17 protein-coding genes are annotated in these 18,044 nt (G+C 44.9%); 10 read left to right on the top strand and 7 right to left on the bottom strand.

Annotated elements, in window-relative coordinates; translation table 11 throughout:
* Window positions 1–87: 87 nt before the first annotated feature.
* From ACDQ55_RS09965 to ACDQ55_RS09945, 5 genes are all read right to left on the bottom strand, one after another.
* Complete coding sequence (locus tag ACDQ55_RS09965) at window positions 88–1,515, bottom strand: L-serine ammonia-lyase (RefSeq protein ID WP_420981230.1); 1,428 nt, start codon at window positions 1,513–1,515, stop codon at window positions 88–90.
* Between the two features lie 137 nt (window positions 1,516–1,652).
* The gene (locus tag ACDQ55_RS09960) at window positions 1,653–2,129 is read right to left on the bottom strand and encodes an FKBP-type peptidyl-prolyl cis-trans isomerase (RefSeq protein ID WP_420981229.1); all 477 of its coding nucleotides are present in this window, start codon (window positions 2,127–2,129) and stop codon (window positions 1,653–1,655) included.
* 44 nt (window positions 2,130–2,173) lie between these two features.
* Window positions 2,174–2,662 (bottom strand): FKBP-type peptidyl-prolyl cis-trans isomerase, encoded by a 489-nt coding sequence (locus ACDQ55_RS09955; RefSeq protein ID WP_420981228.1) that lies wholly within the window; start codon window positions 2,660–2,662, stop codon window positions 2,174–2,176.
* Between the two features lie 133 nt (window positions 2,663–2,795).
* Window positions 2,796–4,430, bottom strand: coding sequence for a chaperonin GroEL (gene groL, locus ACDQ55_RS09950; protein ID WP_420981227.1), 1,635 nt, complete (start codon window positions 4,428–4,430; stop codon window positions 2,796–2,798).
* A 59-nt stretch (window positions 4,431–4,489) separates the two neighbouring features.
* Window positions 4,490–4,771 carry a co-chaperone GroES gene (locus ACDQ55_RS09945; protein ID WP_079473337.1) on the bottom strand — a complete coding sequence of 94 codons (282 nt, stop codon included), beginning with the start codon at window positions 4,769–4,771 and terminating at the stop codon, window positions 4,490–4,492.
* A 317-nt stretch (window positions 4,772–5,088) separates the two neighbouring features.
* Between ACDQ55_RS09945 and nusB the strand changes: the two genes are divergently transcribed.
* The 5 genes from nusB (at window position 5,089) to ACDQ55_RS09920 (ending at window position 7,924) form a co-directional block, all read left to right on the top strand.
* Window positions 5,089–5,985 carry a transcription antitermination factor NusB gene (gene nusB, locus ACDQ55_RS09940; protein WP_420981226.1) on the top strand — a complete coding sequence of 299 codons (897 nt, stop codon included), beginning with the start codon at window positions 5,089–5,091 and terminating at the stop codon, window positions 5,983–5,985.
* Between the two features lie 36 nt (window positions 5,986–6,021).
* Window positions 6,022–6,462: a DUF1573 domain-containing protein gene (locus ACDQ55_RS09935; RefSeq protein WP_420981225.1), complete on the top strand. Its 441-nt coding sequence runs from the start codon at window positions 6,022–6,024 to the stop codon at window positions 6,460–6,462.
* Between the two features lie 29 nt (window positions 6,463–6,491).
* On the top strand, window positions 6,492–6,833 hold the full coding sequence (gene yajC / locus ACDQ55_RS09930) for a preprotein translocase subunit YajC (RefSeq protein ID WP_420981224.1): 342 nt from the start codon (window positions 6,492–6,494) through the stop codon (window positions 6,831–6,833).
* Between the two features lie 129 nt (window positions 6,834–6,962).
* Window positions 6,963–7,556 (top strand): dephospho-CoA kinase, encoded by a 594-nt coding sequence (gene coaE, locus ACDQ55_RS09925; RefSeq protein ID WP_420981223.1) that lies wholly within the window; start codon window positions 6,963–6,965, stop codon window positions 7,554–7,556.
* A gap of 68 nt (window positions 7,557–7,624) precedes the next feature.
* Window positions 7,625–7,924 (top strand): HesB/IscA family protein, encoded by a 300-nt coding sequence (locus tag ACDQ55_RS09920; protein ID WP_420981222.1) that lies wholly within the window; start codon window positions 7,625–7,627, stop codon window positions 7,922–7,924.
* 101 nt (window positions 7,925–8,025) lie between these two features.
* Here ACDQ55_RS09920 and secDF read toward each other — a convergent pair whose 3' ends face one another.
* Window positions 8,026–11,193: a protein translocase subunit SecDF gene (secDF, locus tag ACDQ55_RS09915; RefSeq protein WP_420981221.1), complete on the bottom strand. Its 3,168-nt coding sequence runs from the start codon at window positions 11,191–11,193 to the stop codon at window positions 8,026–8,028.
* Window positions 11,194–11,749: 556 nt separating this feature from the next.
* Between secDF and ACDQ55_RS09910 the strand changes: the two genes are divergently transcribed.
* The 3 genes from ACDQ55_RS09910 (at window position 11,750) to ACDQ55_RS09900 (ending at window position 14,511) form a co-directional block, all read left to right on the top strand.
* Window positions 11,750–12,511 (top strand): DUF4397 domain-containing protein, encoded by a 762-nt coding sequence (locus tag ACDQ55_RS09910; protein ID WP_420981220.1) that lies wholly within the window; start codon window positions 11,750–11,752, stop codon window positions 12,509–12,511.
* Window positions 12,512–12,709: 198 nt separating this feature from the next.
* Window positions 12,710–13,849: a pyridoxal phosphate-dependent aminotransferase gene (locus ACDQ55_RS09905; protein WP_420981219.1), complete on the top strand. Its 1,140-nt coding sequence runs from the start codon at window positions 12,710–12,712 to the stop codon at window positions 13,847–13,849.
* A gap of 137 nt (window positions 13,850–13,986) precedes the next feature.
* Complete coding sequence (locus tag ACDQ55_RS09900) at window positions 13,987–14,511, top strand: hypothetical protein (protein WP_420981218.1); 525 nt, start codon at window positions 13,987–13,989, stop codon at window positions 14,509–14,511.
* Here ACDQ55_RS09900 and ACDQ55_RS09895 read toward each other — a convergent pair whose 3' ends face one another.
* Complete coding sequence (locus ACDQ55_RS09895) at window positions 14,512–15,495, bottom strand: M23 family metallopeptidase (RefSeq protein ID WP_420981217.1); 984 nt, start codon at window positions 15,493–15,495, stop codon at window positions 14,512–14,514.
* 22 nt (window positions 15,496–15,517) lie between these two features.
* On the opposite strand from ACDQ55_RS09895, the gene ACDQ55_RS09890 reads away from it, so the two are divergent.
* Both ACDQ55_RS09890 and ACDQ55_RS09885 read left to right on the top strand, forming a co-directional pair.
* Window positions 15,518–17,065 (top strand): acyl-CoA mutase large subunit family protein, encoded by a 1,548-nt coding sequence (locus ACDQ55_RS09890; protein WP_420981216.1) that lies wholly within the window; start codon window positions 15,518–15,520, stop codon window positions 17,063–17,065.
* A gap of 24 nt (window positions 17,066–17,089) precedes the next feature.
* Window positions 17,090–17,983 carry a class I SAM-dependent methyltransferase gene (locus ACDQ55_RS09885; protein ID WP_420981215.1) on the top strand — a complete coding sequence of 298 codons (894 nt, stop codon included), beginning with the start codon at window positions 17,090–17,092 and terminating at the stop codon, window positions 17,981–17,983.
* Window positions 17,984–18,044 lie beyond the last annotated feature (61 nt).

Raw genomic sequence — 18,044 nt, 5'->3', positions numbered from 1 at the left:
ATGTATAAACGAAAGTAAGTTTCTTTCCTTATATTATAATCATTAATATTCCGAACAGCTCCGTAATCTGTTATTCTTATTTTATACTTAACATTCCGGTAAGCTGATAGGGATATTTACTGCCAGTCCGCCATCGGAAGTTTCTTTGTATTTAGAATTCATATCCTGCGCGGTTTCCCACATGGTTTTTACCACGGCATCCAGGGATACTTTTGCCAGTTCAGGGTTGCTTTGCAGGGCCAGTTGAGATGCCATAATAGCTTTAATAGCACCCATAGTATTCCTTTCAATACAAGGCACCTGCACCAACCCGCCTATGGGGTCGCACGTGAGTCCGAGGTGATGTTCCATAGCTATTTCAGCAGCCATTAGCACCTGGCGTTGTGAGCCGCCCATACATTCGGTGAGTGCGGCCGCGGCCATGGCGGAAGATACGCCTATTTCAGCCTGACAGCCACCCATAGCAGCTGAAATAGTAGAGCGTTTTTTGAAAATGCTGCCAATTTCAGAAGCGGTGAGCAGGAACTGCTGGATCTTCTCTTCGTGGGAACCATCACAAAAAGTAATAAAATATTGCAGTACAGCGGGGATCACGCCAGCAGCACCGTTGGTGGGCGCCGTTACCACGCGGCCAAAAGAAGCATTTTCTTCATTTACGGCGAGTGCAAAGCAGCTAACCCAGTCGAGGGTATAGCTAAAATGCTGCCCTCCTGCCCGGATTGCTTCAATCCAGGAAGCATAATCGGTGTAGGTACGGCCTTGTAGCAATTTTTTATTGAGTACAGCGGCACGGCGGGCTACCCTCAACCCACCCGGCAGATCGCCGGTAGTATGGCAACCGCGGAAAGTGCACTCTTGCATTACGCGCCAGATATTAAGCAAGCCACTACGGGTTGCTGCTTCAGGACGCCATGCTTGTTCATTTTCCATTACTACTTCAGAGATACTATAGCCAGTTTTGATGCACCATTGCAATAACTGACGGGCGGTATCTATAGGAAAAGGCAGGTCTACCTGTTGTGCGCTGCTGCCGCTATCTCCTTCCTGCACTACAAAACCGCCACCGATAGAATACCAGGTGGAAGCTATCTGTTCTCCATCCAGGAAGGTAACGAGAAAAGTAAGTGCATTCGGATGGAAGGGAAGGGATTCTTCAAAAAGGAAATCAATATCCTGTACGGGGTCGAAATCTATTTCGTATTTGCCGGCCAGCAACATCCGACGGCTACGGCGGATATCATCCATTTTGCTATTGATCTGGTTAACATCGAAGGTTACCGGGTCATCTCCGCATAAACCCAATTGCACAGCAATGTCGGTGCCATGTCCATGCCCGGTTTTAGCCAGGGAACCATATAATAACACTTGTACTTTGCTAACAGAGGCTAATTTATTGATGTGTTCCAATTGTGCCAGGAAATGGAGGGCAGCGCGCCAAGGGCCTAAAGTATGAGAACTGGAGGGACCAACGCCTATCTTAAAGATGTCGAATACGGAAATACTTTCGTGTGCCACTTTTTATTTTTAATGATTGATTTATATGTAAAATTAACGGAAAGCGAACGAATAAAACAAAAGCAGGTAGACGGAGCATAAAAAGGGGATGTATCAAAAGTTTGATACATCCCCTGCTCATTATTAAGTTAAATAGTTTATCTATTTACAAAATTCTTCAGCTTTACATTAAATATCAATACGCTGTTAGCGGGTATACGGCCGGCATTAGGGCCATAACCATAGATAGAAGGCAGGAACAGGTTGATTTCTCCACCTTTACCAATTTTAGGCACGCCTATTGTCCAACCCTGGATTACCTGGTTCAGGCCAATGCTAAGGCTATCACTGCTATCAAACATAGTTTTATCGAGGAGAGTACCTTTATAGGCTACGGTTACGAAGGCAGCAGCGTTTGCGCTGTCTTTGGTATCTCCTCTGTTAATAATCTGATAAAAAATACCACGGGGATCGTGTTTTACGTCTGTGATGTTGTTAGCGGCCAGGTAGGCTACTATTTTTGCAGAGTCGGTATCGTACTGTGCAATAGCATCATAAGCAGGTAAATTATCTTTTTTGGTGCAAGCAGCCAGCAATACAAGGAACAATCCTCCCAACAGGAAAAAACGCTTCATACAATAACAAGTTTCAGATTAAATATTAAAAGTTGACAATTTACTTATTTGATACTCACTAATTGGACATCGGAAATCAGGACAACATTAGCCGGGATCACACCGGGAACGCCGGTACTGCCATAGGCCAGGGCAGGAGGAATATAAAGCCGGATTTTCCCTCCCAGCGAAATTTTTTGCAATCCGATCTGCCAACCAGGAATATGATTTTTCAGTTTCCGCTGGTCAAAATCGGTAGGGCCGAAAGAGGTACCAACCACTTCTCCGGAGAGGAGTGCATTAGCGTAAATCAGGCTGGGTACGGAAGAAGCTTTCACGAAGTGAATACTATCGCCTTGTTGTACAATTCTATAATAGAGACCGGAGGCATCTCTCACTGCGGTTTCGTTATGGGCAGAAAGATAGGCTTGTATTTGATTATCCATCCGGGCATCCGCCAGGACAATATTTTTTATGGCATCATCTTTTTTAGCACAGGCAATAGCCAATAATAAGAGCATGCATGTGCTGATTAGTTTTACAACTGTATTCATCCGCTACTGTTTACGGTCCTGCTTATTTAACGGTTATAACATGATAAAGTTACAGCCAGGGGAGTGTCTTCCATAAAAAAACTCCTGACAGGGTAGCCCTGCAGGAGTTTTTTTATGATTATGTTGATACAGATTAATAATCCATACCCATACCGTGACCGCCTGGCATAGCAGGAGCCGCAGTTTTAGGTTCTGGTTTATCAGCGATTACGCATTCTGTAGTCAGGAGCATGGAAGCGATAGAAGCAGCATTTTCCAGTGCAACGCGGCTTACTTTAGTAGGGTCGATAACGCCTGCTGCCAGTAAGTTTTCGTAAGTTTCGGTACGTGCGTTGAAACCGAAATCGCCTTTACCTTCTTTTACTTTCTGTACTACGATAGAACCTTCGATACCTGCGTTAGCAGTGATCTGACGTAAAGGCTCTTCGATAGCGCGTTTTACGATCAGGATACCGGTAGTTTCGTCGTTATTATCACCTTTCAGTGATTCCAACGCTTCGATAGCGCGGATATAAGCCACACCACCACCAGGCACGATACCTTCTTCAACGGCAGCGCGGGTAGCGTGTAAAGCATCGTCTACGCGATCTTTCTTTTCTTTCATTTCTACTTCGGTAGCAGCACCTACGTACAGTACAGCCACACCACCGCTTAATTTAGCCAGGCGTTCCTGTAATTTTTCGCGGTCGTAGTCGGAAGTGGTTACTTCGATTTGAGCTTTGATCTGTCCGATACGGGACTGGATAGCCTCTTTTTCGCCTTTACCACCTACGATAGTAGTGTTGTCTTTATCGATAGTTACAGATTCTGCTCTACCCAGGTAAGTCAGGTCAGCATTTTCCAGTTTGTAACCTTGTTCTTCGCTGATAACGATACCACCGGTGAGGGTAGCAATGTCTTGCAGCATATCTTTTCTTCTGTCGCCGAAACCTGGAGCTTTTACAGCAGCCACTTTCAGGGTACCGCGCAGTTTATTTACCACCAGGGTAGCCAATGCTTCGCCTTCCAGATCTTCAGAGATGATTACCAGCGGAGCGCCTTGCTGTGCTACTTTCTCCAGGATGTGGAGGATATCCTTCATGGTGCTGATCTTTTTATCGTAGATCAGGATATAAGGATTAGACAGCTCAGCCTGCATTTTTTCGCTGTTGGTGATAAAGTAAGGAGACAGGTAACCGCGGTCGAACTGCATACCTTCTACTACTTCTACAGTAGTATCAGTACCTTTCGCTTCTTCTACGGTGATTACGCCGTCTTTTGTTACTTTCTGCATCGCTTCAGCGATCAGTTTACCGATTTCGCTGTCGTTGTTAGCAGAGATGGAAGCTACCTGTTCGATCTTCTGGTTATCGTTACCAACCTTTTCAGATTGTTTTCTCAGGTTTTCTACCACAGCTTTCACTGCTTTGTCCATACCACGTTTCAGGTCCATTGGGTTAGCACCGGCAGCAACGTTTTTCAGTCCTTCTCCGATGATAGCCTGTGCCAATACGGTAGCAGTAGTAGTACCATCACCTGCCAGATCAGCAGTTTTGGAAGCTACTTCTTTCACCATCTGCGCACCCATATTTTCGATTGCGTCTTCGAGTTCAATTTCTTTAGCAACGGTAACACCATCTTTGGTTATGCCAGGAGCACCGAATTTCTTTTCGATGACTACGTTACGGCCTTTAGGTCCCAGGGTTACTTTAACGGCATCAGCCAATGTGTCAACACCCTTCTTCATTTTGTTGCGGGCGTCTATATTGAAGAAAATTTGTTTTGCCATAATGTTTTTTGTAGATTTTTCTTTTAGGAATTAAAACGATATCCGTAGGGCGCTACTGGTTAAACGATAGCCAGGATATCTGATTCGCGCATGATTAAGTAATCTTCACCTTCAATAGGGAGTTCCTGACCAGAATATTTGCCATACAGTACAGTATCGCCTACTTTAACTGTGATCGGCTCATCTTTTTTACCAGGACCGGCAGCCACCACGGTGCCTCTAACTGGTTTTTCTTTTGCAGTATCGGGGATAATGATACCGCCAGCTGTCTTCTCTTCTGCTGCTGCAGGTTTCACGATTACCCTGTCAGCTAAAGGTTTAATACTTAATTGTTTAGCCATAGTAGTTTTTATTTAAAAAAGATGTTTAGTTTTTGTGTTTGCCTCCGCCACGAGAATTGTGCCAACGCAGTTTTTGGGTCAAATTTACAGGCTGCAAAGGTATTGCGCAGATTCACACTGACAAATCATGACAAGTGTAAGGAAAAAATGTCAGATTTCCTTGTAAAGATGCTCAGGAAGCCAGACATTTTTCTGTTTGCAGACTTTCTATCTTCTACCCAAAATCCTTAAATATGAAATTTTTTCTCTAGTTTTGCGCCCTTATACCAGTTCTTTTTTATACGATGATCAGTAGAAGAAACATCCGGGTAAAGGTTATGCAAACACTTTATGCCTTGGAAACGATGGAGCAAAGCAGTATTAAGCCAGGTACGGCCACCAGACTTTTAAATGAAAAGCTGGATCAAACCTGCCAAATCTTTACCTACTTACTTAATTCAGTGGTACAGGTAGCACAATACGCAGAAACCGATGCGCAGGCCCGTGCTTCCAAACACTTACCCTCTGCCGAAGATTTGCAGGTAAATACCAAGATCGCAGGCAATGAATTTATTTACCAGATAACCAGTGACAAAGGCTTCCAGGTAAATCTGGAACAATGGAAAATGAAGTTGCTCACAGATGAAGATCTGATCAGGAAACTTTATAACCAGTTAGTAACTACGGATACGTATAAAGCTTATATAGCAGATAATATCCGTACAAAAGCCGGAGAAAAGGAAATACTGGAATTCATCTATAAAGAGATACTGGCAAAGAACGAGCTGTTCATCCAGCACATGGAAGATACCTTCCTTCACTGGGGAGATGACGAAGAAATGATGGGGATCCTGATCAATAACTATTTCAATAAGCCACATCTTTTCAATTTCCTGCAACTGATCAGCAAAGAAAAACTGGATTATGCCCGGGAATTGCTGCTGACAGTAATAGACAAGAAAGAATACTGCTTGGAGCTTATTAAGCCCAAATTGCAAAACTGGGATTCTGAGCGTATCGCAGCCGTAGATATGTTACTGATGGAAATGGGTGTCTGTGAATTTCTTTATTTCCCGACCATCCCCACCAAGGTAACCATCAATGAATATATAGACCTGGCGAAAGCATACAGTACACCACAAAGCGGTCAATTCATCAACGGTATCCTGGATAATATCCTGAAAGACCTGGAAAAAGACCAATTAGTTCAGAAACAGGACCGTCCGAAAAAGTAAGTGGGAAAAGTTATTTTTACCGAAAATAGCAATGCCATGAAAAAACTGTTCTACTTACTTGCCTGTGGAGTCTTGCTCATAGCGGCCTGTAACAATGCCAACAAAAATTCAGCTCACGAAGGAACCGGAGTTGGAAATGGTAAAACAATCGATGCCGGCCAGGCCGGATTGGCCTTTGAAGAAAAGGTACATAACTTCGGTGAAATTCAGGAGGGGGAAAAAGTGGAATATTCCTTCAAATTCACCAATACCGGCACCAGCCCATTGGTAATTGAAGATGCTATTTCCAGTTGTGGATGTACCGTTCCTGAATGGCCTAAAGCACCTATTAAACCCGGACAATCTGGCTATATGAAAGTAATTTTCGATAGCCGCGGAAAATCCGGATACACCGAAAAAGAGATTTCGGTCAAGATAAATAACGATGATGGCTATGTATTAGGTCCTAAGATCCAATGCAATATCGTCGCAAAATAGACGAAACAAAACTATTAAATCAATTATAAATGAACATCCTGAACATTTCATTAATGGCGCCTCAGGCAGGTGCACAGGGCGGTAGCTCTGCGATTTCCTTCCTGTTTTTTGGCGGTATGATTGTCGTAATGTGGCTATTCATGATCCGGCCCCAGACTAAAAAAGCTAAACTGCAGAAACAATTTATCGATAACCTGAAAGAAGGTGATAAGATCGTTACAATTGCCGGTATCCATGGAAAAGTAAAGAGAATGAACGAAGACAACACTGTACTGGTAGAAGTTAGCCCTGGAACTACCTTTACCATTGAACGTTCAGCGATCAGCATGGAATACACACAGTCGCACCAGAAACCGGCTGCAACAAAATAATAAAGTCCCCAATTACGCCTCCAGGCGTAGTAAAGGCATTACGCAAAAAGCGGAGTTATGAATTTAACTTCGCTTTTTTGCGTTTTTTTATACCCTGTTTTTTGCAGACACTTTTTTAAATTGCAGATTATGTTAAAGATAGGCATCACCGGAGGCATCGGCTCCGGTAAAAGTACAGTCAGCAAAATATTTGAGTTACTGGGTATCCCTGTATACTATGCAGACGACAGGGCTAAAGATATACTGGTGCGTGATCCCGAACTGGCGGCCCAGGTGAAAGCACATTTCGGAGAGCTGGTATACGACAGCCAGGGCGCACTAAACCGTAAATACCTGGGCAATATTGTATTCAACGATAAAAACAAACTGGCCTTACTGAACTCTCTTGTGCATCCAGCTACTATCCGGGATTCCGACAACTGGGCCGGGCAACAACATAGCGCCTACGTAATCAAAGAAGCGGCCTTACTTTTTGAAACAGAATCCTTTCACCATCTTGATAAGATTATAGGCGTGTCTGCCCCCCTCCCATTGCGGATACACCGGGTCATGAAAAGGGACCATGTTACCCGCGATGAAGTACTGGCCCGTGTTCATAAGCAGATCGATGAAACCATCAAAATGCGGTTAAGCGACTATGTCATTTATAATGATGAACAACATATGGTGATACCCCAGGTATTGGCACTGCACAAAGAGCTACTGGTACTGGCAGCGTATTAAGTTACCTGCGGTATAGCAGCACCGGTAAACAGCCGGCCAATTACCTAACTTTGGAAAAAATAAGGATCATGAGTACGCATATTTCTCCCATACAATTAACAAATAGCGCTGTGGAAGCGATCAAACAACTGTTGGCAGGCGCTATAGAAGCCCCTTACCTACGCGTAGGCGTAAAAGGCGGCGGATGTTCCGGTATGGCCTATATGCTAGGCTTTGATACCAAAATGGAAGACGACGATACATTTGAAGTAGCCGGCATACCCGTGATCATGAAGAAAGCGCATGGTATGTACCTAATGGGGATGGTAATAGATTACCAGCAAAACGAAGAGGCGACGGGCTTCATTTTCAGTAATCCTCAGGCCTGATATCTCCCCTATTACCCTTTACTGCTCATTACTCTCCATAAAAAAACCTCCTGGATAACCAGGAGGTTTTTTATTTATCAAACATTTTTCAGTTATCCTACTTATTTGGTAGCAGAAGCAGCTTTCTTAGCAGTTACTTCCACAGACTCAGATTCGTTGGCCAGCTGGTTCTTCTTGTCGAAGTCTACCAATACTGGTGCAGCTACGAAGATAGAAGAATAAGTACCAGTGATCACACCGATCAACATGGCGAACGCGAAACCACGGGTAACTTCACCACCGAAAATAAACAGGATCAGGATGGTCAGGAACACGGTGAGGGAGGTCATAATGGTACGGCTCAGCGTATCATTAATCGCTTTGTTGATCACCACATCTCTATCACGGCCATGTTTACCGGTTCTGAAGTACTCACGAATACGGTCAAACACGATCACAGTATCGTTCATGGAGAAACCGATTACAGTCAGGATCGCAGCGATAAAGTGCTGGTCAATTTCCAGTGTGAACGGTACAAAAGACCTGCACCAGGAGAATACCGCCAGTGTTACCAGTACGTCGTGTAACAGGGAGAAGATAGTACCGATAGAGTACTGCCATTTATTGAAACGGATCAGGATATACACGAAGATCACCAGGATAGATAATACGGTAGCCTTTACCGCACCTGCACGCAAGTCGTCGGAGATCGTAGGCGATACCGTTTGGGACCCTACAATAAAGCGGGAGTTGAATACTTCCGGTGTTACAGAGGCATCATAGAAAGGCTTCAGGCCATTGTACAATTTATCTGACACTTCTTTATCTGTTTGCAGGTTCTGTTGGTCTATCTTATAAGAAGTAGTGATATTCAGCTGATTGGTAGAACCAATTGTTTTTACATATACTTCTGATTCGAATTCTTTTTTCAGTACATCTGCTACTTGCTGTCTGTCCATTGGGTGTTCAAAACGAACGGTATAGCTACGGCCTCCGGAGAAGTCGATACCGTGGTCGAAGCCATGGAAGAAAGAAGAGATACCAGCTACCATTACGATAGCGGAAACGATATATGCGTATTTACGTTTACCTACGAAATCGAAAGCAACGTGTTTGAATACCTTACGGGAAATCGGAGTGAAGTATTCAAAGTGCTTTTTGCGTTTCAACCAGAAGTCGGTTACCATACGGGATACCAGGATACCGCAGAACAGGGAGAGGAATAAACCTATGATCTGAGTGGTAGCGAAGCCCAATACCGGACCTAAACCGAAGTAGAACAGGATAAAGGCAGTGAGCAAAGAGGTAACGTGACCATCCAATACCGGAGCATAGGAGCGTTTGTAACCATCTTTTACCGCATCTTCATACGATTTACCGTGGCTGAGTTCATCCTTGATCCTTTCGAAGATGATTACGTTGGTATCTACCGCCATACCGATGGTAAGTACCATACCCGCAATACCTGCCATAGTGAGCGTAGCGCCCATAGAGGCCAGGATACCGAAAGTAAACAGCAGGTTGAGTACCAGCGCGATGTTAGCCACCCAGCCGGCAGAGTTATAATATACCAGCATGAGCACGAAGATGATCACAAAGGAGATCATGAAGGATTTAGCGCCTGCAGCGATGGATTCAGCACCAAGGGTAGGTCCTACGATCTGTTCCTGAACAATTTGTGCAGGAGCTGGCATTTTACCGGATTTCAGGATATTGGCGAGGTCATTGGCTTCTTCAATAGTAAAGCTACCACTGATAGAAGAACGGCCACCTGCAATTTCGCCATGGATAGACGGAGCAGAGTAAACGATATTATCGAGTACAATGGCGATGTAGTTAAAAGTAGCAGGGTCTTTAGGATTGGAGGGAGCCAGTTCACCGGTCAGTTTTTTCCATTCATGCGCGCCCACGTTGTCCATGGTCATGCTGATTTCTGGCTGGTTGTTCTGGTCCATATCCTGACGGGCATCAACGATCCTGTCGCCGCCTACACGGGGTGCAGGGTTAGCAGGATTTACCCTCAACGCGTATACGGAAATAGGACCGTGCTTATCTTCTTTATTCTCAGGGCCATATGCAAATACCGCATCTTTAGGCAGCACATTTTTAACGGCTGGCAGTTCCAGGTAGCGGTTAAAGGTAGCAGTATCTTTAGGTAAGATGCGACCGATCGCAGGGCCAGGGAATACGGTACCGGATTGCGGATCTACGTTCGGGAACAACACCATGAACAGCGGGTTTTGTTTCTGCTGTTCTTTGATCTGCAATTCTTTACTGGTAGCACCGGTATCTTTGGCTTTATCTTTTGCCAGGTAATCGCTCAAGCTAGCGTCTTTGCTGGTATCTTTAGCAGCAGCGGCAGTTGCAGGCGCTTGCTGGGCAGAATCAGCAGGAGTAGCGGTAGCAGGAGTAGCTGGCTTGTTGCTCAAGGAGTTCCTGATCGCCTCGTTCATAGGAGACAATACATTCTGGATAAAATCCGGACTGTTTTTGTATACTTCCCTGAATTCGAGGTTAGCAGTTGCCTGTAAGTATTTGTGTACACGGGCAGCGTTGTCTACGCCAGCCAGTTCCACGGAGATCAGCCCTTTATTTTCATCCAGGCTGATGTTAGGTTGAGCCACACCGAATTTGTCAATACGTTTTTGCAGTACGGTATAGGTATTCTTAATAGCCACCCTTGATTCCTTACGGATCATATCCAGCACTTGCTGGTTAGTAGAGTTGAAATTAATGTCTTTCTGGTATGCATTAGCGAAAATAGTCGCCAGTTTACCCTGGGGTGCTACCTCGGCGTATGCTTGTCCGAACAAAGTAACAAAATCTCCCTGGCTTGTTTTTTTCAGTTCATTTGCCCTGTCCAGCGCTCTGTTAAAAGCAGGGTCCTTGGATTGGCCGGATAAAGCGCGGATTACATCCTCCACGTTTACTTCCAATACCACGTTCATACCACCTACCAGGTCCAGACCCAGGTTCAGCTCTTTTTCCTTAGCTTTGGTGTAGGTGACATTCCACGGGAAACCTGCAATTTGCTTGCTGCTGGTACTGTCAATGATCTCTTGTCTCCTCTCTTTGACATACCCTTTCAGTGTATCTGAGTAGAAACCCTGCAGTTCCTGACTGCCAGGATATTTCTTGTCAGGTGTAGGGTATTGTTTGGCCACATCGTTTTCGGCCTGCTGCTCTATCTTCTTCTCATAGTTCCGCACCAAAAACGTGAAGGACAATTGGTACAAAGAGATAAGGATCAGTGCGATGGCAAAAAATCTTACCAGTCCTTTAAGTTGCATACTGTTTGTTTCGGGTTTATAAAAAAAAATTTTAAGAGTTGCAAAGATAGAATTTAAATCGATATATTAAAGTCCTTGTTAAAAGAGGTGTAAACACAATATGCGTCTGGCTTTACAGGTTTGTTAGCATACTTTTTATAAATCGGCGGGGCCTGATCGCTGTATTTTTAAGCCCCGCAACGCCCTGGGAAGGTGGCGTTCCACAACTACTTCACCTACAGTCAGGTATCCCGGCGCTGCCCAATATAATTTTTTAAGCTACTGTAACAAAGTTGCGGCATTTTCGTTTAACTGAAAAAAATCACCGTTTTTTGTACCTGGCCATGTCGCTATCCGGAAAGAATGCCAGCATTCCGGAGTAGCATCGGAACAATACCACCAGACATATACCGGTTCCTGCTTTTGGGTAGAAATGAATACCCGGATACCGGAAAACATGGGACCTTCCTGACAACAGCACAAGAACGCAATAAAAATTATGACCTCATCTGATGATGAGGTTAAACATTGGGAAAACTACCAATCTATAAAACACAATTTAAAAAACGAGCACAAAATGCTAACCAAAAAAAATCGCATATGGGCTGCTTTAGCCCTGTTGGCCGCTGTTACAGGATTATCTTCCTGTTTGAAGAATAATACGGATAATACACCGGTAAGACCTACAGCCCAAATCTGGTTCCTGAACGTTTCCAACAGCACTGTTCCCGCTACCTTTTACGATAATGGCCGGAAAATAAGCAATGATACTACCAACATCGGTTTTAACTTTTACTCCCGCTATTCCGTTTATGGAGGCCCTCATATCTTTGAACTCCGTAAAAAAGGCAGCGATAGCGTAATCGTTTCCTCTACTTACCAATACGATTCTACCGATGTACTTAATTCCAGCTCTCCTTACTATACTTACCTGATCTACAACAATCCTGTACAGGCAGTAACTATTAAAACAGATCTTTCTACAGCCAGCACCAGCAAGATCAACATCCGTTGCTTCAACCTGAGCCAGAACGCAGGTCCGGTAGATTTTTACGTAGGCAGTGAAAAAATTGACAGCAACCGGAATTACATGACCCAGTATCAATTGGTAGCAGCAACTTCCTTTGCACAGTTCAGTAGCTTCAGCATCAACAACACCGTTACCGTTAAAAAAGCGGGTACCACTGAAGTACTAGCCACTGCTAACAGCAGCCAGCTGATTGTTGGTTCTTTTAATACAGGCAATGTATATACTATTTACTTTGCAGGTACAGCGGGCAGCACTGGCACAGACAAATTAATGGTGAACGCTTTCCCAAGCTATTACCCTTCCTATTAATCAACAATTAAATTTATATCCGTATAAATGCAGAACGGGCCGTGATTGCGGCCCGTTCTGCATTTATACGGCAGCTTGCCATTATCTTTCGTACATTATCTACTTTTTTTGTGTAGGTTTGTTCCGGTCAATCAATGTTAAGATATGAATCAATTAGCAGAAAGGCTGTCAAGGATTTCCGAGCCTCAAACAATTAAAATGGCTAAACTCGGCCGCGAGTTGAAAGCCCAGGGAATAGACATCGTGGACCTTAGTATCGGAGAACCGGATTTTGACACCCCGGTACATATCCGGGAAGCCGCGAAAAAGGCGATTGACGAAGGATTTACCCACTATACTCCTGTGGCAGGCTACGCGGAAGTAAGACAGGCAGTAGTGCAAAAACTGAAAAGAGATAACGGTCTTGATTATGCGCCAGAACAAATAGTAGTAGGCACCGGCGCCAAACAAAGCCTGGCCAATGCGGTACTCAGTATCGTAAACCCCGGCGACGAAGTGATTATCCCCACTCCTTATTGGGTTACCTATTCAGAACAAGTAAAGCTATGTCAGGGTGAAGTAGTATTTGTCCCCTGCAGCATTGAAAATAATTATAAAATCACGCCAGCGCAACTGGAAGCGGCCATTACGCCCAAAACCAGGCTGTTTATGTTCTCCTCTCCCTGTAACCCAACAGGTTCTGTATACTCCAAGGAAGAGCTGGCTGCGCTGGCAGTAGTATTTGAAAAGCATCCTAATGTATATATCATCTCAGATGAAATATATGAATATATCAATTATGTAGGACCGCACGAAAGCATTGCACAATTTGGCGACCTGATCAACCGTACCATTATTATCAATGGGCTGAGTAAAGGTTTTGCCATGACGGGCTGGCGCCTGGGCTACCTGGCGGCACCGCTAGAGATTGCCAAAGCCTGCGATAAAATACAAAGCCAGATTACATCTGCTACCTGTTCCATCACCCAACGGGCGGCAATTACAGCCCTTACCGGCGAACTTACTTCTGCCATTGAAATGGTAGCAGAATTCAAAAAACGCCGGGCGTATATTCACGGAGCACTGAAAAGCATTCCTGGATTAAAAGTAAATGATCCTGAAGGCGCTTTTTACATGTTCCCGGATATGAGTGCCTTCTTCAATAAATCGTTTGAAGATACCCATGTAAAGGATGCCGACGATCTTTGTATGTACCTGCTGCACAAAGCGCACGTATCTACAGTAACTGGCGCTGCCTTCCAACAACCCAACTGCATCCGGTTATCTTATGCCACCAGCATGGATAAACTGGAAAAAGGCGTAGAAAGGATGAAAACATGGCTGGGCAAATTGTCCTAATTGTCATTAACCGGATCCGGGAATGCTATTATTAGTGACGGCAGTGGTTGCCAGCCCAATTATGGCATTCCCTAAAATGATTAAGGATATCAATAATATATAATATTATTATATATTTGTGCGCATAACGTATAAAGATGGATGTGACTAATTTTCTATATGTAGCAGTTGCTGCGGGTGCAATTGCTATCGTATACCCGACAATAAAAGATCTCTTCAAAAAAAACAAGTCAAAGGATACCGCTACACAAGAAAGCCAGCCACCAGTTAATGCCGCTGTGCTTCCTTTACAACTGCAAGCCTATGAAAGAATGGCGCTGTATGTAGACCGTATCACTCCTCAAAGCCTGATAGGACGCATTTACCAGCACGGATTATCTGCTGTGGATATGCAGATGACCATGGTACAAAGCATCAAAGCTGAATATGAGCATAACGTTACCCAACAGATTTATGTATCTGCCATGGCCTGGGAAGCTGTAAAGACCTTAAAGGAACAAACTATTTCCGTTATTAACCAGGTGGCAGTACAATTACCACCAGACGCCCCTGCCCTGGAATTGAACAAACAAATATTGGAAGTATTCCTGCAAGCAGGCGAATCTCCTGCCGAGCTCACCTCCCAGATCATTAATGCAGAAGCTAAAAGGCTGATGAAATAATCAGCGGACGTGGATCACTTCATTGAGCAGGTAACTTCTTCCGTTAAACCGTATATAAAGGGGCTTTCCCAGGTACCAGGGCACGCCGGTTTCTTTTGCATGCACCTGAATATGCAGGTGAGGTTCTGTACTAAAACCGGAGTTTCCCACACATCCCAGGGCATCCCCCTGTTTTACATATTGTCCTTCGTGCACGACTACACTACCCATTTTCAGGTGCCCTACGAATACAAAATACCCGGGCGTTTCCAATAATACCTGGTTAGTATTTTTAGGGCCACGGTTCATGGCAGGTGGGATATTATCCGGGTTGCTGCTGAAAGCGCTTACCACCAATCCATCACAGGGAGCGTAGATAGTATCCCCGTAAATCAGGTAGTCATCTAAGTGCCGGGAAAAGACTTTGGTGGCACGTTGTCCCTGACTGTTGAGTTTTACAATATCCATCGCATAAATAGCGCCACGCAAACTGAAATGGAACACATTAGTAGGCAATCCTTTTCCACCCTGGAGCACAAAGTAATTCCCCGACTTAAACGGGAATGCAAGTTCCACAGTATCAGGCTTGCCAGTAGTGCCGGTAAAATAGAGTATGCTTAACAGAACAAACAGCACGGCGAGGATGCCATTGCTACGCCGCTTCCACCGGGGAACGGGCCTGGCTACAGGGTAGCGCTTTCGGAGCACGTATACCAACAGGGCAACTACCAGTAAGCTACCGAAAACATATTTTGTGTAAATAGAAAGATACACCCAGGTGCCATAAAAATAGAGAAAAACACCTAAAGAAAGCCCCAGCAATAAGTAACTGTTTGCTGCAGAAAAGAGCTTGCCTCCGGCTTTCCCAACAAGGTACAAACTATAAATGGCCAGTACGAGGGTAATGCTTAATAAACAATAAATGATCATAGTAACCTGCCAATCTTTCACACAAATTATCAATATTTTTCTCAGCGGCGAAGTACCATAATAATTATGTAACATTGCAGCGCTAGTTTTTGATACTATGGAAAAGACCATTCAAACCGATTCAGGCATTGTTATAGCGCCGCTGTACACACAGCCGGTACCCATGGAGGAGCAGCCCGGCGTCTTTCCTTTTACACGGGGCATACATGCCACCATGTATCGTGATAAGCTCTGGACCATGCGCCAATATGCCGGTTTCAGCACTGCAGAAGAATCTAACAAGCGTTACCATTATCTGTTAAGCCAGGGGGTAATGGGTTTGAGTGTGGCCTTCGACCTCCCTACCCAGATCGGTTATGATTCCGACCATCCTATGTCGGAAGGGGAAGTGGGCAAAGTAGGCGTAGCCATCGATTCGCTGGAAGATATGGAAATACTGTTTAAGGGAATTTCCCTGGAACAGATTTCTACCTCCATGACCATCAACGCCACAGGATTTATACTCCTGGCCCTATATATTGCCCTCGCCAAAAAGCAGGGCGCCGACCTTAAAAAGATTTCCGGCACCATACAAAACGATATCCTGAAAGAATACGCCGCCCGTGGTACATTCATTTATCCGCCCAAGCCTTCCATGCGCCTGATCACGGATATCTTTGCCTACTGCAGTAAAGAAGTGCCCAAGTGGAACACTATTTCTATTTCTGGGTACCATATACGGGAAGCGGGCGCCAACGCCGTGCAGGAACTGGCTTTTACATTAGCTAACGGTAAAGCCTATCTGAAAGCCGCTCAGGAGAAAGGGCTGGACATCAACATTTTTGCCAAACGGCTTTCTTTCTTCTTTAACGCGCATAACCACCTGTTTGAAGAAGTGGCCAAATTCCGTGCTGCCAGACGTATGTGGGCGCATATCACCCGGGAACTAGGAGCTACTGATCCCAAAGCGCAAATGCTGCGTTTCCATACCCAAACGGGTGGCAGTACACTCACCGCCCAGCAGCCCCATAACAATATTGTGAGGGTAGCCATTCAAACATTGGCTGCCACATTGGGAGGCACCCAATCGTTGCATACCAACGGCTACGATGAAGCCCTGTCGCTACCTACCGAAGAAGCGGCCCGCATAGCTTTGCGCACCCAACAGATTGTAGGATACGAAAGCGGCATAGCAGATACGGTAGACCCCCTGGCAGGCTCTTTTTATGTAGAAGCGCTCACTAATGAAGTAGAAAGCAATGCCTGGGACCTAATCCATAAAATTGACGCGATGGGCGGCGCAGTAAACGCTATAGAACAAGGGTTTATTCAGGATGAAATAGCCCGCAGTGCATATAAATACCAACAAGAAATTGAGAATAATGAGAAAATAATCATCGGTGTTAATAAATTTACAGCCGCGGATCACGTAACACCAGAAGTATTCCGGATAGACGACAGCATCCGGATCGTACAATCTGAACGACTGAAACACCTGCGCGAGCGCCGTAACAATGCAGCGGTAACAGCCGCTTTGGCCCGTATCCGTACAGCAGCCGGAGGAACCGAAAACCTCATGCCGCTGGTAGTGGAAGCGGTAGAACATTTGTGTACCCTGGGCGAAATAGCAGATGTATTAAGAGAGGTTTGGGGAGAATATAAATAATATTACTAGCGTATTAACAATAAGATGAGTTTAATCTACTACAACAACTGTCCGCTTTGTGGCTCTTCAGAGATATATAAAGCGCTAAGCGCCAAAGACTATACTGTATCAAAAGAAACATTCGATATCTTCCATTGCGGAGATTGCAGTGGCAGGTTCACCCAGAACGTACCAGGTCCGGATCAGATCGGACGCTATTATCAGTCGCAGGAATACATTTCCCATTCCGAAACTAAAGAAGGGCTTATTAATCGTTTATACCACAGCGTAAGAAAGATCACCCTGCGTTCCAAACAAAACTGGGTACGCCACGCTACCGGGCTTAAACAAGGCGCTCTTCTGGATATCGGCAGCGGTACCGGTGCTTTCCTCCACTACATGCAGCTTGGAGGCTGGACGGTAACCGGCCTGGAACCAGACGACGTTGCCCGCAGCAATGCCAAAGCGCTTTACAACGTAGAGGCATTGCCGATAGAACAACTCTATACCCTTCCTGCCCAGCAATACGATGCCGTTACCATGTGGCATGTACTGGAACATGTACACGAACTACACCGGTACCTGGATCATATCCGTACCTTGCTGAAACCGGGCGGCTCACTACTCATCGCTGTTCCCAATTATACCTCCGCTGATGCTGATCATTATAAGGAGTATTGGGCTGCTTACGATGTGCCGCGCCACCTGTACCATTTCTCTCCAGGCGCCATGGAGCAGTTATTAACACAACATCAGATCACACTGGTAAAAAAATACCCGATGGTGTTTGATGGCTTCTATGTGAGCTTGCTCAGTGAAAAATATAAAACTGGCAAAAATGGCCTTGTTGCTGGCTTTTTTTATGGTTTCCGTTCCTGGAGAAAAGGACTGAAGCAGGTAGACCGCTGCAGCTCTATCGTATATGAGTGTAAGTTATAAAACTGATTTTCCGGGTAGATAAAATAAAAGGCGCAAAACATAGCATGATGTTTTGCGCCTT

The sequence above is a fragment of the Chitinophaga sp. 30R24 genome (assembly GCF_049056765.1).
Classification (GTDB): Bacteria; Bacteroidota; Bacteroidia; order Chitinophagales; family Chitinophagaceae; genus Chitinophaga.
Note: the sequence above shows the minus strand (reverse complement) of the source record. Positions and strands in the feature narration are given on the sequence as shown.

Excerpts from the sequence above, each read along its gene's own strand:
- ACDQ55_RS09945 (WP_079473337.1), bottom strand. The coding sequence starts at position 4,771 with ATGGCTAAACAATTAAGTATTAAACCTTTAGCTGACAGGGTAATCGTG.
- ACDQ55_RS09960 (WP_420981229.1), bottom strand. The coding sequence starts at position 2,129 with ATGAAGCGTTTTTTCCTGTTGGGAGGATTGTTCCTTGTATTGCTGGCT.
- ACDQ55_RS09935 (WP_420981225.1), top strand. The coding sequence starts at position 6,022 with ATGAAAAAACTGTTCTACTTACTTGCCTGTGGAGTCTTGCTCATAGCG.
- ACDQ55_RS09895 (WP_420981217.1), bottom strand. The coding sequence starts at position 15,495 with ATGTTACATAATTATTATGGTACTTCGCCGCTGAGAAAAATATTGATA.
- ACDQ55_RS09900 (WP_420981218.1), top strand. The coding sequence starts at position 13,987 with ATGGATGTGACTAATTTTCTATATGTAGCAGTTGCTGCGGGTGCAATT.
- coaE (WP_420981223.1), top strand. The coding sequence starts at position 6,963 with ATGTTAAAGATAGGCATCACCGGAGGCATCGGCTCCGGTAAAAGTACA.
- nusB (WP_420981226.1), top strand. The coding sequence starts at position 5,089 with ATGCAAACACTTTATGCCTTGGAAACGATGGAGCAAAGCAGTATTAAG.
- yajC (WP_420981224.1), top strand. The coding sequence starts at position 6,492 with ATGAACATCCTGAACATTTCATTAATGGCGCCTCAGGCAGGTGCACAG.
- groL (WP_420981227.1), bottom strand. The coding sequence starts at position 4,430 with ATGGCAAAACAAATTTTCTTCAATATAGACGCCCGCAACAAAATGAAG.
- ACDQ55_RS09955 (WP_420981228.1), bottom strand. The coding sequence starts at position 2,662 with ATGAATACAGTTGTAAAACTAATCAGCACATGCATGCTCTTATTATTG.
- ACDQ55_RS09905 (WP_420981219.1), top strand. The coding sequence starts at position 12,710 with ATGGCTAAACTCGGCCGCGAGTTGAAAGCCCAGGGAATAGACATCGTG.
- ACDQ55_RS09885 (WP_420981215.1), top strand. The coding sequence starts at position 17,090 with ATGAGTTTAATCTACTACAACAACTGTCCGCTTTGTGGCTCTTCAGAG.
- ACDQ55_RS09910 (WP_420981220.1), top strand. The coding sequence starts at position 11,750 with ATGCTAACCAAAAAAAATCGCATATGGGCTGCTTTAGCCCTGTTGGCC.
- secDF (WP_420981221.1), bottom strand. The coding sequence starts at position 11,193 with ATGCAACTTAAAGGACTGGTAAGATTTTTTGCCATCGCACTGATCCTT.
- ACDQ55_RS09890 (WP_420981216.1), top strand. The coding sequence starts at position 15,518 with ATGGAAAAGACCATTCAAACCGATTCAGGCATTGTTATAGCGCCGCTG.
- ACDQ55_RS09920 (WP_420981222.1), top strand. The coding sequence starts at position 7,625 with ATGAGTACGCATATTTCTCCCATACAATTAACAAATAGCGCTGTGGAA.